Origin of the sequence: Actinopolymorpha rutila (assembly GCF_013407855.1) — a bacterium.
Lineage (GTDB): Bacteria > Actinomycetota > Actinomycetes > Propionibacteriales > Actinopolymorphaceae > Actinopolymorpha > Actinopolymorpha rutila.
In genome coordinates, this window is sequence record NZ_JACBZH010000001.1 from 6,357,969 (window position 1) to 6,372,142 (window position 14,174).

Below are 14,174 nucleotides of genomic sequence, written 5' to 3' on the forward strand. Positions count from 1 at the left end.
CGGATGGCGTTCGGGCCAACTGCTCGGTCGCTGCCTGGTCAGCTGCCCACGCCGAGCGCGGTCAGCAGGACCAGAACGATCGTGACGACCGCGAACCCGCCGTGGACGTAGACCAGCTCGCGGGGCAGCCCGGCCTCGGGTCCGGACCGGGACTTGCGCCACCGCAGGAACATCACGTCGCCGAGCACCGCTCCCACGATCAACGCCACGAACGACACCCATGTCAACACGTCCTTGTCAGCGGCGAGGTAGATGATCCACACCACCAGCCCGGCCAGCACCACCAGGAAGTGCCCGAAGACCACGCCCGGAGGAAACGACGTGGGCGGCGTTCCAGATCCCGCCGCCGCCTCTTCCGCACCTGCGGCGGTCCCTGCCGTACCGGCAGCCCCGGCCGTACCGGCGCCATCGGCCCGCGCCGCGGCCAGTCCTCCGCCGGACACCCACTTCCGCAACATCGTGAAACCCAGGATCGCGGTGATCACCCAGGTGATCAGTGCGGCAACAGCCATCGCTCCGGTCCTTTCCTAGTCGCGCTTCGGGGGCACACCACCGGAACCACCCGCCTTGCCCGAACCACTCCCCCCACCCGAACCGCCCGAGCCGCCCGAACCACTCCCCCCGCCCGAACCGCCCGAACCGCCCGAACCGTCCGGTTCGAAGCCGGCTGCCTGGATGGACTCGGCCGCCACCCGGACGCCGTAGCGGAACGCGAGTTCGCCGCCGAGGTAGCCGGAGCCGCCGAGCAGGGAGAGCCCGACCGCGGAGAGGATCAGCTGTCCCCATCCCACCGGGCCGAGCGGGTTGGCCCGGACGAAGAAGTTCACGACGTACAGCACGATCACCACGAGGTTGAGCGACATGTGCAGGACCGCCGCGCGGTAGGCACGGGTCCGCCCCGGGATGATCAGGAAGTCGAGCAGCCCGACGGCCGCGGCGACCACGGCCCCGACGATGCCGATCCCGACCAGCCAGTGCGAGGCCTCGGCGAACAGCACCGGCATGCTGGAGAACCTCGAGACCACGTCGAAGACGAAGCTCGCCACCCAGCATCCGATCGGGACCGTGACCAGCGCCGGGTGCAGCGGGTGGCCGTAGGGTCCGGCCGCCAGCGTGGCCGGACGCTTCGCCGGCAGCCGACTCGTCCCGGCGCCCGCCATCTGCCCTCCCGAAACCCGCCGCGCACCCCCGTGACCCTGCCGCGGCGTCGTCGACCTGTTCCCTTACCCGTCCGCCCGGCAGCTAGTCTCGCTGCTGTGGCCGCACCCGCACCTTCGCACGTCGAGCTCTTCACCGACGGGTCCTGCCGGCCGAACCCCGGCCCCGGCGGCTGGGCGTACGTGCTCCGGCATCCGGCCAGTGGCAAGACCCAGGAGCGCTCGGGCGCCGCGCCGGAGGCGACCAACCAGCGGATGGAGCTGCAGGCGGTGATCGAGGGGCTGGCCGCGCTCCGGCGACCGTCGGCGGTCGACCTGACCTCGGACTCGCAGTACGTCCTGCGCGGCCTGCGCGACTGGATGCCGCGCTGGAAGGCCCGCGGCTGGCGCAAGGCCGACAACAAGCCGGTGGAGAACCTCGACCTGTGGCAGCGGCTGGACGAGCTGGTCGCGCCGCACGACGTCCGCTTCCACTGGATCAAGGGGCACAGTGGTCACCCCGAGAACGAGCGCTGCGACGAGCTCGCCAACGCCGCCCGGGAGAGCCTCGCCCACGCTCCATGAGCCGGCACCCGCCCTGGGCTAGCCGCGGTGCCGGCGGAGGAACTCGGTGAGCGCGGCGACGTAGGGGCCGGGCCGGTCCCGGCGTACGGAATGACCGGCGCCGTCGATCCGGGCGACCTCCACGTCACCACCGGCCGCCATCGCGCACGCGGCCGCGATCGCGGGCGGCAGCAGCGAGCCCCGGTCGACGTCGCCGTGGACCAGCAGCACCGGGCAGGTCACCTTCGCCAGCAGGTCGCGCAGTGGTACGAACGGCTCGGTCGGCAGCTCGACCACGCGCGGGTCGAACTGCTCCTTGGACGTCGCCCAAGGGACCAGCTCCTCCTCCGACCACTCCGGGTTGTCGGCGCGGCCGCGGGCGATCCGGGCTGCCGGGTCGAGCGCGCGTACGGCCGCAAGCCACTCCGGCATCTGCCGCGGCGGACCCGGCCGCGGCGGCGCGGAGGGGGTGGCCGGCGTGGCGCCAGGCCTGTTCTGGCGTTCTCCCGGGGGCGGGTCCTCCAGCACCACCGCGCGCACCAGGTCCGGTCGCAGGCCGGCCAGTGCGGCCGCGGTCACCGCCCCCATCGAGTGCCCGACCACGATGACGCCGTCGGTGTCGAGGTCGGGCTGGTCGTCCAGTACGGCAGCGGCGTCGCGGGCGTGCGCGCTGTGGCCGAAGGGCTCCTCCGGCAGGCCGGACTCACCATGCCCGCGTGCGTCGGCGGCGAGTACGCCCCAACCGGGGCCGAGGGCGGATACCACCGGATCCCAGCAGGCACCGGAGTCGCTGAAGCCGTGCAGGAAGAGGACCTCCGTCCGGTCGCCCCGGCGGGTCCAGGCGATGTGCCCGGTTCGCCCGGGTTCTGGCCGCGGCTCTCGGATCTCGGATTCGCGTGCGGTGCTCATCGTTCGACGCTAGTGCCGGTAGGTACGCCTGGACAGTCCGGCGGCCACCACCGGTCGCCGGCACGGTGGGCGATCGAGACGGTGAGTGAGAGGATCGGTCCGGCCCGCTCCTACCCGAGTGGGCCGAGCAGGCCCGAGGAACGCGAACGCGAACGCGGAAAGGGAATCCGGATGACCGGCCCACGGATGAGCTCCACACCACTGCCAGGGATCGGGGTGCAGTACGACCTCACGACCCGCGACGACCGGCACCTGTCGGTGGTGGCACACCGCGACGGCGCCCGGACGCTTTCCGCCTACCGTGGCGACGACCCGGACGCGTGCGCACTCTCCCTTCAGCTCACCGGCCCCGAGGCGGCCACCCTGGCCGAGGCCTTGCTGCCGACGCACAAGAGCCCGAGCCTGCTGCACAACACCGACCTCGGCCTGGTCGCGGACCGGATCCCGCTGTCGGCCACCTCGATGTGGAACGGCCGACTGCTCGGCGAGACCCGGCTGCGTGCGGAGACCGGCGCGTCGATCGTCGCGGTGCTCCGGCGTACGGACGCGATCCCGTCCCCGCGTCCGGACTTCCGGCTGGCGGGCGGTGACACCCTTATCGTGATCGGCACCCGGGAGGGCGTGGACGCGGCCGCGGCGATCCTCGAGCAGGAGTGATTCGGTGCACTCGACCCTCCTGCTGATCGAGCTCGGTGCCGTCATCCTGGGGTTGGGGCTGCTCGGCCGGATCGCCGGCCGCTACGGCTTCTCCCCGATTCCGCTCTACCTGCTGGCCGGCCTGGCGTTCGGCCACGGCGGACTGCTTCCGCTGGACGCCAGCGAGGAGTTCGTGTCCGTGGGCGCCGAGATCGGCGTCATCCTGCTGCTGTTGATGCTGGGGCTGGAGTACACCGCCGCCGATCTGGTCACCAACCTCAAGACGCAGTTCCCGGCCGGCATCGTCGACTTCGCCCTGAACGCCGTCCCCGGCGCGCTCGCCGCGCTGCTGCTGGGCTGGGGGCCGGTCGCGGCGGTCGTTCTCGCCGGCGTCACCTGGATCTCCTCCTCCGGGGTCATCGCCAAGGTGCTCGGCGACCTCGGGCGGATCGGCAACCGCGAGACGCCGGTGATCCTGAGCGTGCTCGTCCTCGAGGACCTCTCGATGGCGGTCTACCTGCCGATCCTCACCGCGTTGGTGGCCGGGGCCGGGCTGGTCACCGGCAGCATCACGCTGGTGATCGCGCTCGGCGCCGCCGGCGCGGTGCTGGTGGTCGCGCTGCGCTTCGGCCGGGTGATCTCGCAGTTCGTCTCCAGTGACGACCCGGAGAAGCTGCTGCTGGTGGTGTTCGGGCTGACCCTGCTGGTCGCCGGGATCGCCCAGCAGGTACAGGTGTCCGCGGCGGTCGGTGCCTTCCTGGTCGGCATCGCGCTGTCCGGCGAGGTGGCCGAGGGAGCGCACACGCTGCTCAGCCCGCTGCGCGATCTGTTCGCCGCGGTGTTCTTCGTGTTCTTCGGACTGAACACCGACCCGGCGAGCATCCCGCCGGTCCTGTTCCCCGCGTTGCTGCTCGCGGCCGCCACCATCGTCACCAAGATCGCCACCGGTTACTGGGCGGCGCGGCGGGCCGGGATCGGCGAACGCGGACGTTGGCGGGCCGGCGGCACCCTCGTCGCCCGGGGCGAGTTCTCCATCGTCATCGCCGGGATCGCGGTCACCGCCGGCGTACAGCCCGAACTCGGCCCGCTGGCCACGGCGTACGTCCTGCTGCTGGTGATCGCCGGACCGCTCACCGCGCGGTACGTCGAACCCGTCGCCGGCCGGCTCCGGCGAGTCCTGAACCCTCCGCCCCCACCACCGCCCAGCCCGGTCGACGGCCCGGCGGCGGAGGATCAGCCGGCCGACGTCCGGCCGGCGGAAGCGGAGGAAGAGGCGCCCCGGCGACGTCTCGCCTGAAGGCCGGCGACTCGACAGCCGCCGGGCGAAGTCACATGTTGATCATGTGACCCGCGAGCCCGTGGATCGCCTCCTTGACGGCCTCGCCGAGCGTCGGGTGGGCGTGCACGTTGCGGGCGACCTCGTTGACGGTGAGGTCCCACTGCTGGGCCAGGGTCAGCTCGGGCAGCAGCTCGCTGGCGTCCGGGCCGATGATGTGGGCGCCGAGCAGCTCGCCGTACTCGTTGTCGCTGAGGATCTTCACGAAGCCGCCGGGGTCGCCGAGTCCGTGCGCCTTGCCGTTGGCGGTGAACGGGAACTTCGCCACCTTGACGTCGTGGCCGGCCGAGCGGGCCTGCTCCTCGGTCAGCCCGAAGCTCGCGATCTGCGGCTGGCAGTAGGTGGCCCGCGGGATCATCACGAACTCGAGCTCCTGCGTCTCCGCGTCGCCGATGGTCTCCGCCGCCACGATGCCCATCGCCTCCGCGGCGTGGGCGAGCATCAGCTGGGCGGTCACGTCGCCGATGGCGAAGATGTGCGGGACGCTGGTGCGGCCGCGCCGGTCGACGGCGATCGCGCCGCGTTCGGTCAGCTCGACCCCGGTGGTGTCCAGGCCGTAGCCCTCGACCCGGGGCGCGAAGCCGATCGCCTGCATCACCTTGTCGGCCTTCAGGGTCTGCTTCTCCCCGTCGCGGGTGACCAGCACCTCCACCTGGTCGCCGCTCTCGTCGATCGACTCCACCCGGGTCGAGGTGAGGATGTCGATGCCGAGCTTGCGGAACCTGCGGTTGAGCTCCGCGGACACCTCGGCGTCCTCGGTGGGCACCACCCGGTCGAGGAACTCCACCATGGTCACCTTCACGCCGTAGGCGTTCAGGACGTACGCGAACTCCACCCCGATCGCGCCCGCGCCGGCGATGACGATGCTGCCCGGGAGCTCCTCGCTGAGGATCTGCCCCTCGTAGGTCACCACCCGGTCGCTGAGGGAGGTGCCCGGAAGCAGCCGGGTCTCCGCGCCGACAGCGATGATGCAGTGGTCGAACGTGATCGTCTCGGTGCCGCCGTCGGTCTTGTCGACCCGGATGGTGTTCGGGTCGGTGAAGGTGCCGCGGCCGTCGTACTCGGTGATCGCGTTCTTCTTCATGAGGTAGTGGACGCCCTTGACCCGGCCGTCGGCGACCTTCCGGCTGCGGGTGTACGCCGCGCCGTAGTCGACCCGTACCTCGCCGTCGGCCTGGATGCCGAACGCCTTGGCCTCCCGGGTGACGAGGTTGGCCAGCTCGGCGTTGCGCAGCAGCGCCTTGGACGGGATGCAGCCGATGTTGAGGCAGACGCCGCCCCAGAACTTCTCCTCCACGACCGCGGCCTTCTGACCGAGTTGCGCGGCTCGTACCGCCGCCGTGTAGCCGCCCGGACCCGAACCCAGCACCACCACGTCAAAGTGTGTCGACATGCCCCAGACGGTAGCTCGCCCCCTGGTCAGCGGTAGGCACGGGCCTGCATCTGGAACAGCTCGGCGTACCGTCCACCCAGGGCCACCAGCTCCTCGTGCGAGCCGACCTCCGCGACCCGCCCGTCGGCCATCACCACGATCAGGTCGGCCATCCGGACGGTGGAGAACCGGTGGGACACCAGGATGGTCACCCCACCGGTCTCCGCGGCCGCCAGCCGGGAGGCCTGCGCGAACCGTTCGAACAACACGTGCTCGGCCTCGGGGTCGAGCGCGGCGGTGGGTTCGTCCAGCAGCAACACCAGGGTGCGCTCCCGCATGAACGCCCGCGCCAGGGCCAGCCGCTGCCACTGCCCGCCGGACAGGTCCACCCCGTCGGAGAACTTCTTGCCCAGCTGGGTCTCCAGGCCGCGGGGCAGCTTCTCCACCACCGCCTCGGCGTCGCCGCGGCGGATCGCCGCCGCCACCGCCCGCTCGTCGTCCATCCGGTCGGTGTCGCCGATGCCCACCACCTCCCGGGCGGTGAACTGGAACTTCACGAAGTCCTGGAAGCCGGCCGAGATCCGGGACCGCCACCCCGCCGGGTCGAGGTCGCGCAGGTCGGTGCCGTCGACGCGGATGGACCCCGTCGTCGGGTCGTACAGCCTGGCCAGCAGCTTCACCAAGGTGGTCTTTCCGGCGCCGTTCTCACCCACCAGCGCGACGGTCGAGCCGGCCGGCAGGGTCAGGTCGACGTCGTGCAGGGTGGCCTGCTCCGAGCCGGGGTAGCGGAACCCGACGCCGCGGAAGGTGATCCCCTCGGTCAGCCGGGGCGGGGCGGGCGTACGGCTGTCCGACCAGGAGTTGCGGGCGGCGTACTCCCGCAGCCAGTCGTAGCGGCCGAAGCTGCGCAGGATCTCGCCCATCCAGTAGACGTTGCCGGCCAGGCCGCCGGCGAGCTGGTCGACCTGCGGCGCGACCAGGATCAGGAGTACGACGTCGCCGGCGCTGACCTGGCCCGAACGCGCCCGGGCCAGCACCCACACGATCGCGGCGGCGTAGACCAGGCCGAAGGCGGCCCGCACCGTCCCGTCGAGCAGGGCACCCTTGCGCAACGCCGTCGCCTGGATGTCGAACACCTCGTCGTGCAGCCGCGCGAGCCGGTCGACCAGCACCGGGCGCAGGCCGAAGACCCGTACCTCCAGGCCGTTGCGGGCGTCCTTGGAGATCTCGATCAGCCGGTCGATCATCCGGTGGCGGGGTGCGACCTCCTCGACGGCGTCCTGCACCCGGCGGATGTTGCGGTAGGACGACCACACCCGGCCCAGGCCGAGCACCGGGAGCAGGAGAAGTACGGGGTGCACCGAGCCGAGCAGGCCGAGCACCGCGACGGTGTTGGCCGCGATGCCGACCAGGAACAGCAGCATCTCGAAGCTGACGCCGAGCCGCCACGCCTGCTCGCGGATCAGCTCCAGCCGGTCGGCCACCTTCGGGTCCTCGTGGTGGGTGATGCTCGGGATCGACACGGTGACGTCGAGCAGGTCGCGGTAGACCCGGCCCGCCACCCGCTCGGCGGTGGTGTCCTGGATCGGGCCGGTGACGACCATCCCGACGAAGCTCACCGCGAACCCGACCAGGATGACGGCGGTGCCCAGGCCGATGGTGCCCGAGTCCCGCCCGGTCAGCCCGTCGACGAGGAGTTTCACGCCGTACGTCTGGGCCGGCGCGGTCACCGCCTGCAGAACCGACAGCACGCACTGGACGACGACCAGCAGCGGGGCCGCCCGGAAGGCGGTGACCGCCCACAGGCGTACGGCCCGCACCGCCTCCGGCAGCGGCAGCGAGCGTTCCGCGGCCTTCTTCTCCTCGGCGGCCTTCCGGTCCTCCGCGGCCTTCTGGTCCTCAGGGGACTGCGTGGACTCAGACATCGACCGGTCCCCTCTCCGCGACCTCGGCCACGGCGTACCGCTCGGCCTGCAACGTGAACATGTCGGCGTACCGCCCGCCGGTGCCCAGCAACTCCTCGTGCGTACCCGACTCGACGATCCGGCCGTTTTCCAGCACGCAGATCCGGTGCGCGTCGCGTACGACGGAGAACCGGTGGGAGATGATCAGCGACGTGAGGCCGGAGGTCAGGTCGAGGTAGCGCTCGACGAGTTCGGCCTCGGCGCGGACGTCCAGCGCGGCGGCCGGCTCGTCGAGCACGAGCACCCCGGCGCCGGCGTCGACCGCGAACAACGCGCGCGCCAGCGCGACCCGCTGCCACTCCCCGCCGGACAGGTCGACGCCTCCGGTGTAGGTCTTGTCCAGCACGGTGTTCCAGCCGGAGGGGAGCCTGGCGACGACGTCGGTGATCCCGGCCTCGGCGGCCACCCGGCCGACCGCGTCGCCGGGGTCGACCGCCGGGGACGGCCCCGGCGGTCCGGCGTGCTCGACCGCGCCGAGCACCACGTTGTCGGCAGCCGAGAGCGGGAACCGCAGGAAGTCCTGCACGATGGCGGCGATCCGCCGCTGCCACCGGGCCAGGTCGAGGTCGCGCAGGTCGACGCCGTCGACGGTGATCCGGCCCGACGTCGGCTGGTAGACGCCGGCGAGCAGCTTGACCAGCGTGGATTTTCCGGCGCCGTTGACTCCCACGAGGGCCAGCGCCTCACCGGCCCGGATCTCCAGGTCGAGACCGGACAGCACCTCCGCGCCCTCCGCGGCGCCGGGGTAACGGAAGCTGACGTTCTCGAACCGGACGCACTCCCGCGGCATCGCGCCGACGTCGGGCGTGCGCATCGTCGGGCCCGGCTGCCCTTCCGCCCGCCCCTCGGTCTGCTCGGGGTGGTGTTCGGCGATGAACCCCGGAAGCTCTCGCAACGCGCGAAGGGCGGTCTGTGCCCGCCGCACCTGTACGGCCGCGAAACCGTTGTACGACATGCCGACGGCGAGGATCGCGGGGACCGCGGTGGCCACCTGCGTCAGCGGCAGGTCACCGGCCAGTGCCGCCCGGGCGACCAGCACCACCGCGACCGCGTGCGCGGTCAGGTGCACCACCGCCGCACCGGCGGCGGCCGCCGTGCCCTTGCGGCGGGCCGCCCACACCGGCCGCATCGCGTCCAGCCACTCCCGCAGATGGCGTTCGACCAGCCAGCGGTTGAGGCCGAACACCCGTAGTTCTTTGGGCGCGTCCTTCATGCCGAGGTCGAAGAGGTACCACGTGCGGCGCTGCCCCTCGGTGAGTCCCCACCAGGAGTCGATCTCGCGCTCGACCACCCGGCGGCGGTCCCACTCCATGAAGAAGGTCACCGCGGCCAGCACGACCGCGACCGGCCAGGAGAACGTCCGGCCGACCAGTACGGCCGAACCCAGCAACGTGAGCCGGCTGGACACCAGCCCGGGCAGGGTGTGCAGGCCGTTGCTGACCTGGTAGCCCTCCTTGCCCTTGGCGCGTTCCTGCTCGTCCTGTACCTGCGGGTCCTCCAGGTGGTGGATCCGGCGGGGGCGCAGGAGCGGGTCGATGACGCGGACGCCGATGTCGCGGGAGACCCGGTTGGAGAGGTTCCACTGCGCGACCTGGGTGAGGGCGGGAAGGGTGCTCTGCGCGACGAACACCACCAGCATCGCCGCGAGCAGAAACCCGAAGCCGGCAAGGGACATCGCCGCCGACCTGTCGGCGACGACGTCGGGCACCGCGCCGACGACCTGCCCGACGAGGTAGGTGAGCAGAACGCCGAGGACGGAGGAGGAGACGGCCAGGCCGAGCGTCAGGAGGGTGTTGCGGCGGGCGACCTGGTAGGCATACCCGATGAGTGCGAACACGCCGAGGACCGTAACTGCCACCACCGACAGGCACAACGGGATTAGCGCCGACCCCACCGGCGCACGCGTACACGACGTCGCCGTCATCGCCGGTGACGGCATCGGCCGCGAGGTGGTTCCCGCCGCGATCCGTTGCCTGGACCTCGCAGCCGCCCGCCACGGCTTCGGGCTGGCATGGAGGGAGTACGACTGGGGCTCGGACCACTACCGCCGGCACGGCGCGATGATGCCACCGGACGGCCTGGACCGGCTGCACGCGCACGACGCCATCTTCCTCGGCGCGGTCGGCGCGCCGGACATCCCCGACACCGAAACCCTGTGGGGCCTGCTGATCCCGATCCGGCGCAGGTTCAGCCAGTACGTCAACCTCCGGCCGGTGCGTACGCTGCCCGGCGTGCCCAGCCCGGTGCGCGGCGCGGACACCATGGACCTGGTGATCGTCCGGGAGAACGTCGAGGGCGAGTACTCCGAGGTCGGCGGGCGGATCTACCGCGGCGAACCGGCCGAGGCGGCGATCCAGGAGGCGGTGTTCACCCGCACCGGCATCACCCGGGTGGCGGCGTTCGCGGCCGAGCTCGCCGCCGGGCGGCGCGGCCTGGTCACCTCCGTCACCAAGTCCAACGGCATCGTGCACACCATGCCCTTCTGGGACGAGGTGGTGGAGCAGACGCTGGCCGGCCGGCCGGGCGTACGGCTGGAGAAGATCCTGGTGGACGCGATGGCGGCCAAGCTCGTGCTGGCCCCGACCGCGTTCGACGTCATCGTGGCGTCCAACCTGTTCGGCGACATCCTCTCCGACCTCGCGGGCGCGATCGCCGGGTCGATCGGGGTCGCGCCGAGCGCCAACCTCAATCCCGAACGCGACCACCCGTCGATGTTCGAGCCGGTGCACGGGTCCGCGCCCGACATCGCCGGGCAGGGCGTCGCCAACCCGGTCGGCCAGCTGTGGGCCGGTGCGATGATGCTCGACCATCTGGGTGAGCCGGCCGCCGCCGCGGACGTGGTGGCGGCGTTCGAGGCCGTGCTCGCCGCCGGCGTTCGTACGCCCGACCTCGGCGGGACGGCCGGCACGGAGGAGTTCACCGCCGCGGTTGCCCGACACCTCGGCGAGGCGCCCGCTCCGCACTGACCGGCGCACCGGCATCCCCGGCACCGCGGGTCTCGAACCAGTCGAGCAGGCGGGGTTCCACGTCGTCCAGCCCACGGCGGACCGCGCCGAGCACCACCGCCCGCTCGCCGAGGGCCGAGGCCGCGACCCGAGGCGGGGTGGCGATCCGGCCGCGCAGCAACCGCTGGGTGATCCGGCGCAACGGGTCGACCAGCACCTCGTCGGCCGCAGTGCCGCCGCCGATGACGACGAGCTCCGGGCTCACCAGCAACGCCACCGTCACCAGGGCGTATCCCGCGCCGGCCACGAAACGTTCCAGCGCCGCGCGTGCCTCGCGTGACCCGCCGGACGCCGCGTCGATCAGCGGCCTGGTCTCCACCCCCCACGACAGGCTCTCCCGGTCCTCGGGCCGGCGCAGGCTGTGCCGGCTGGGCCTGCGGCTCCCCCAGCCGACGAACTCCGTCACCAGTTCCGCGCTGGCCCGGGCCACGTCACCGCGGGCCGTACGCGACTCCTCCCACAGGTCGAGGAAGCCGAGCTCGCCGGCCCCGCCGCCGTGCCCGCGCAGCAGTCGCCCGTCGACCACGAACCCCGCGCCCGTACGAGAACCCAGCAGCAGGAACGCGATGTCGCGGCACCCCACGGCCACTCCCCGCCACGCCTCGCCGACCGCGGCCAGGTTGGCGTCGTTCTCCACCAGGACCGGGCAGCCGAACGCCGACCGCAGCGAGGCGGCGAGGTCCAGGTCGGACCACTCCGGCAGCGCCGTGCAGAAGCGCACCCGGCCGGCATCGGCGTCCACCGTGCCGGGCGTACCGACCACCGCGGTCAGCACGTCGCCGGCGCGCACGCCGGCCGCGGCCAGCACCGCGCGAACGGTCGCCCGCACCACCCGCAGCCGGCACCGGCGACCGGCCTCGCGGTCGACGCCTCTGGTGCGCTCGGCAACCAGGTCGCCGGCCAGGTCGGCGACGGCCGCGTGCACCGACTCCTCGGCCACGTCCACCCCGAGCAGGTGGCCGGCGCCGGCACGGAAGCAGAACCGCCGGGCCGGGCGCCCGCGTCGCGGCCGGGCAGGTGCGGACGCGGGGCCGCTCGCCTCCACCACGGCGCCCATCCGCACCAGGTCGGCCATCGCCGCGTCGACGGTGGGCCGGGACAGCTCGGTGCTCGTGGCGACCTCCGCGACGCTCCAGTCGACCTCGGTGCCGCGCAGGGTGTCGAGAACCGTGCGCGCGTTGATGCGCCGCAGCAGGGCCGGTGTCGCGGGGTCGCTTACCTGCAAGGGTCCTCACTCCTCCGTGGCAAACCTCGACAGGATGGACGGTGCCGCCTGGCTGTGGTCACCAGCATCACGACCGGGACGGGCCGACAGTGCCCCGGACGGCGGAAACGGTCAGTAATTTCACAAGGGCTTTACCTAAACAAGGCTTGCTATCGCCACGTCGGCGCGGGAATCTCGGACGCACAGCAAGATCGATCCGACGCTGCACCAGTTCTGTTCCACCAGTTCCGCTGCACCAGTTGTGGTCCACCAGCTCCGCTGCACCAGTTCTTCAGGTACCAGCTCCGCTCCACCAGTTCTTCAGGTACGCCCGTCCCGGCGCGCAGGCACAGACGGTGAGGACGCGATGAAACGATCGGCAGTTGTACGACTTCTCGTGGGTGCGTGCGGCCTGGCAATGGCCGCGACCGCCTGCGGCGGGCAGTCCGGTGGGGGCGGCGGCTCGGCGGGTGCCAGCACGCTGTCGGTGGTGAACGCCTCCGGCGCGTTGTGGACCTGCAACTTCAACCCCTACGCGCCCGCCTCCGGGCAGACCGCCGGTGCGGTGTGGGAGCCACTGATCTACGTCAACACCCTGACCGGCAAGGAGAAGCCCTGGCTGGCCACGGGCTACAAGTGGAGCCCGGACCGCAAGGAGCTCACCTTCACCACCCGGTCGGGAGTGAAGTGGACCGACGGAAAGCCGTTCACCGCCAAGGACGTCGCCTACACCTTCAACGCCGCCAAGGCCAACGACGCACTGGACAGCTACGCCCTGTGGGGCGAGGGCGTCCTCGACAGCGTGACCGCGGTGAACGACACGACGGTGAAGTTCCGGTTCAAGCGGGTGTCCACCTCGTCGTTCTACTACATCGCCGGCCAGACCTGGATCCTGCCCGAACACGTGTGGAGCAAGGTCAAGGACCCGGTGAAGGAGATGATGCGCAAGCCTGTCGGCACCGGGCCCTACACCGTCGGCTCGTGTACGCCGCAGGCCGTCACCTACACAAAGAACACCAACTACTGGCAGAAGGGCAAGCCCAAGGTCGACAAGGTGCTCTACCCCGCCTTCGTCGACAACCAGCCGGCCAACCGCTACCTCGCGCAGGGCAAGGGCGACTGGGGCGGCCAGTTCGTACCGAACATCGACAACTACTGGGTCGCCAAGGACAAGGCGCACCGCAAGTACTGGTATCCGCCGAGCGGCAACGTCTACATCGGCATCAACAGCGCCAAGCCCTACCTGGGTGACAAGCGGGTCCGCCAGGCGCTGTCGTACGCCGTGGACCGGGACAAGGTGTCCAGCGACGCGATGTACGGCTACCAGCCGCCGGCCAACCAGGCCGCGATTCCCACACCCACGTTCAAGGACTGGCTGGACCAGGCCGCGGTGTCGAAGTACGACTACGGCTTCGACCCGGCGAAGGTGGCGAGCAAACTCCAGGCGGCCGGCTTCACCAAGGGGCCGGACGGCATGTTCAGGACGCCGGACGGCAAGCCGTTCAAGCTGAGCATCATCAACAACGGCGGCTTCACCGACTGGGTGGCCGCGGTGCAGGTGCTCACGGCGAGCTTCAAGAAGGCCGGCGTCGCGGTGGAGGCGCTCAACCTCAACGGCAACGAGTACAACCGCCGGCTGAGCCAGGGACAGTTCGACCTGGCGTACATGTCGGCGAGCACCGGCCCGACGCCGTACTACGAACTCCGCGACGTCCTCTACGGCGCCTACGCCAAGCCCGTCGGCCAGGACACCAGCCGCAACTACGAACGCTGGAAGGACAACGCCACCGACACCCTGATCCGCAAGTACGACACGATGACCGACCAGCAGGCCCAGATCGGCGTGGTCAAGCAACTGGAGCAGGTCATGCTGGAGCAGGTGCCGGTCATCCCGGTCACCCAGTCGGTCTCGTGGAGTCAGATGGACAGCACGAGGTTCACCAACTGGCCGACGAAGCAGAACCCCTACGCCAACCCGGCGCCGTACGCCGCGCCCGACTGGGCTGTCGTCCTGCTCAACCTCAAGCCCGTGCAGAAGTGACGAAGGC

Annotated in this window: 12 protein-coding genes; 5 read left to right on the forward strand and 7 right to left on the reverse strand. The window is 71.4% G+C overall.

Features of this window, described 5'->3' with window-relative positions; translation table 11 throughout:
- Positions 1-38: 38 nt before the first annotated feature.
- Together F4554_RS28540 and F4554_RS28545 are read right to left on the reverse strand one after the other, a co-directional pair.
- Positions 39-512, reverse strand: a complete 474-nt coding sequence (locus F4554_RS28540) for a hypothetical protein (RefSeq protein ID WP_179790678.1) — start codon at positions 510-512, stop codon at positions 39-41.
- 15 nt (positions 513-527) lie between these two features.
- A complete protein-coding gene (locus tag F4554_RS28545) occupies positions 528-1,160 on the reverse strand; it encodes a DUF2231 domain-containing protein (RefSeq protein ID WP_179790680.1) in 633 nt (210 codons plus the stop codon).
- 96 nt (positions 1,161-1,256) lie between these two features.
- Here F4554_RS28545 and rnhA point away from each other — a divergent pair, with 96 nt between their 5' ends.
- Positions 1,257-1,721 carry a ribonuclease HI gene (gene rnhA, locus F4554_RS28550; RefSeq protein WP_179790681.1) on the forward strand — a complete coding sequence of 155 codons (465 nt, stop codon included), beginning with the start codon at positions 1,257-1,259 and terminating at the stop codon, positions 1,719-1,721.
- A gap of 18 nt (positions 1,722-1,739) precedes the next feature.
- On the opposite strand, the gene F4554_RS28555 is transcribed toward rnhA, so the two are convergent.
- Positions 1,740-2,609, reverse strand: a complete 870-nt coding sequence (locus F4554_RS28555) for an alpha/beta fold hydrolase (RefSeq protein WP_179790683.1) — start codon at positions 2,607-2,609, stop codon at positions 1,740-1,742.
- A gap of 81 nt (positions 2,610-2,690) precedes the next feature.
- Here F4554_RS28555 and F4554_RS28560 point away from each other — a divergent pair, with 81 nt between their 5' ends.
- Positions 2,691-3,266, forward strand: a complete 576-nt coding sequence (locus tag F4554_RS28560; RefSeq protein ID WP_337796237.1) for a cation:proton antiporter regulatory subunit — start codon at positions 2,691-2,693, stop codon at positions 3,264-3,266.
- 4 nt (positions 3,267-3,270) lie between these two features.
- Positions 3,271-4,542, forward strand: a complete 1,272-nt coding sequence (locus F4554_RS28565; RefSeq protein WP_179790685.1) for a cation:proton antiporter domain-containing protein — start codon at positions 3,271-3,273, stop codon at positions 4,540-4,542.
- 31 nt (positions 4,543-4,573) lie between these two features.
- Here the strand turns inward: F4554_RS28565 and lpdA are convergent, their stop codons facing one another.
- Genes lpdA through F4554_RS28580 form a run of 3 tightly spaced genes read right to left on the reverse strand, consistent with a single transcriptional unit; the run spans position 4,574 to position 9,754 of the window.
- Positions 4,574-5,974 (reverse strand): dihydrolipoyl dehydrogenase, encoded by a 1,401-nt coding sequence (gene lpdA / locus F4554_RS28570; RefSeq protein ID WP_179790687.1) that lies wholly within the window; start codon positions 5,972-5,974, stop codon positions 4,574-4,576.
- Positions 5,975-6,000: 26 nt separating this feature from the next.
- On the reverse strand, positions 6,001-7,878 hold the full coding sequence (locus F4554_RS28575; protein WP_238341430.1) for an ABC transporter ATP-binding protein: 1,878 nt from the start codon (positions 7,876-7,878) through the stop codon (positions 6,001-6,003).
- Positions 7,871-9,754 carry an ABC transporter ATP-binding protein gene (locus F4554_RS28580; protein ID WP_337796238.1) on the reverse strand — a complete coding sequence of 628 codons (1,884 nt, stop codon included), beginning with the start codon at positions 9,752-9,754 and terminating at the stop codon, positions 7,871-7,873. The genes F4554_RS28575 and F4554_RS28580 overlap by 8 nt, the downstream gene beginning before the upstream one ends.
- Between F4554_RS28580 and F4554_RS28585 the strand changes: the two genes are divergently transcribed.
- The gene (locus F4554_RS28585) at positions 9,741-10,883 is read left to right on the forward strand and encodes a tartrate dehydrogenase (protein WP_179790691.1); all 1,143 of its coding nucleotides are present in this window, start codon (positions 9,741-9,743) and stop codon (positions 10,881-10,883) included. The genes F4554_RS28580 and F4554_RS28585 overlap by 14 nt on opposite strands.
- Here F4554_RS28585 and F4554_RS28590 read toward each other — a convergent pair.
- The gene (locus F4554_RS28590) at positions 10,834-12,147 is read right to left on the reverse strand and encodes an ROK family protein (protein WP_179790693.1); all 1,314 of its coding nucleotides are present in this window, start codon (positions 12,145-12,147) and stop codon (positions 10,834-10,836) included. The two genes, F4554_RS28585 and F4554_RS28590, sit on opposite strands and share 50 nt — an antisense overlap.
- 346 nt (positions 12,148-12,493) lie before the next feature.
- On the opposite strand from F4554_RS28590, the gene F4554_RS28595 reads away from it, so the two are divergent.
- A complete protein-coding gene (locus F4554_RS28595; protein WP_179790694.1) occupies positions 12,494-14,167 on the forward strand; it encodes an ABC transporter substrate-binding protein in 1,674 nt (557 codons plus the stop codon).
- Positions 14,168-14,174: the final 7 nt, after the last annotated feature.

Excerpts from the sequence above, each read along its gene's own strand:
- F4554_RS28540 (WP_179790678.1), bottom strand. The coding sequence starts at position 512 with ATGGCTGTTGCCGCACTGATCACCTGGGTGATCACCGCGATCCTGGGT.
- F4554_RS28545 (WP_179790680.1), bottom strand. The coding sequence starts at position 1,160 with ATGGCGGGCGCCGGGACGAGTCGGCTGCCGGCGAAGCGTCCGGCCACG.
- F4554_RS28555 (WP_179790683.1), bottom strand. The coding sequence starts at position 2,609 with ATGAGCACCGCACGCGAATCCGAGATCCGAGAGCCGCGGCCAGAACCC.
- lpdA (WP_179790687.1), bottom strand. The coding sequence starts at position 5,974 with ATGTCGACACACTTTGACGTGGTGGTGCTGGGTTCGGGTCCGGGCGGC.
- F4554_RS28575 (WP_238341430.1), bottom strand. The coding sequence starts at position 7,878 with ATGTCTGAGTCCACGCAGTCCCCTGAGGACCAGAAGGCCGCGGAGGAC.
- F4554_RS28585 (WP_179790691.1), top strand. The coding sequence starts at position 9,741 with ATGAGTGCGAACACGCCGAGGACCGTAACTGCCACCACCGACAGGCAC.
- F4554_RS28595 (WP_179790694.1), top strand. The coding sequence starts at position 12,494 with ATGAAACGATCGGCAGTTGTACGACTTCTCGTGGGTGCGTGCGGCCTG.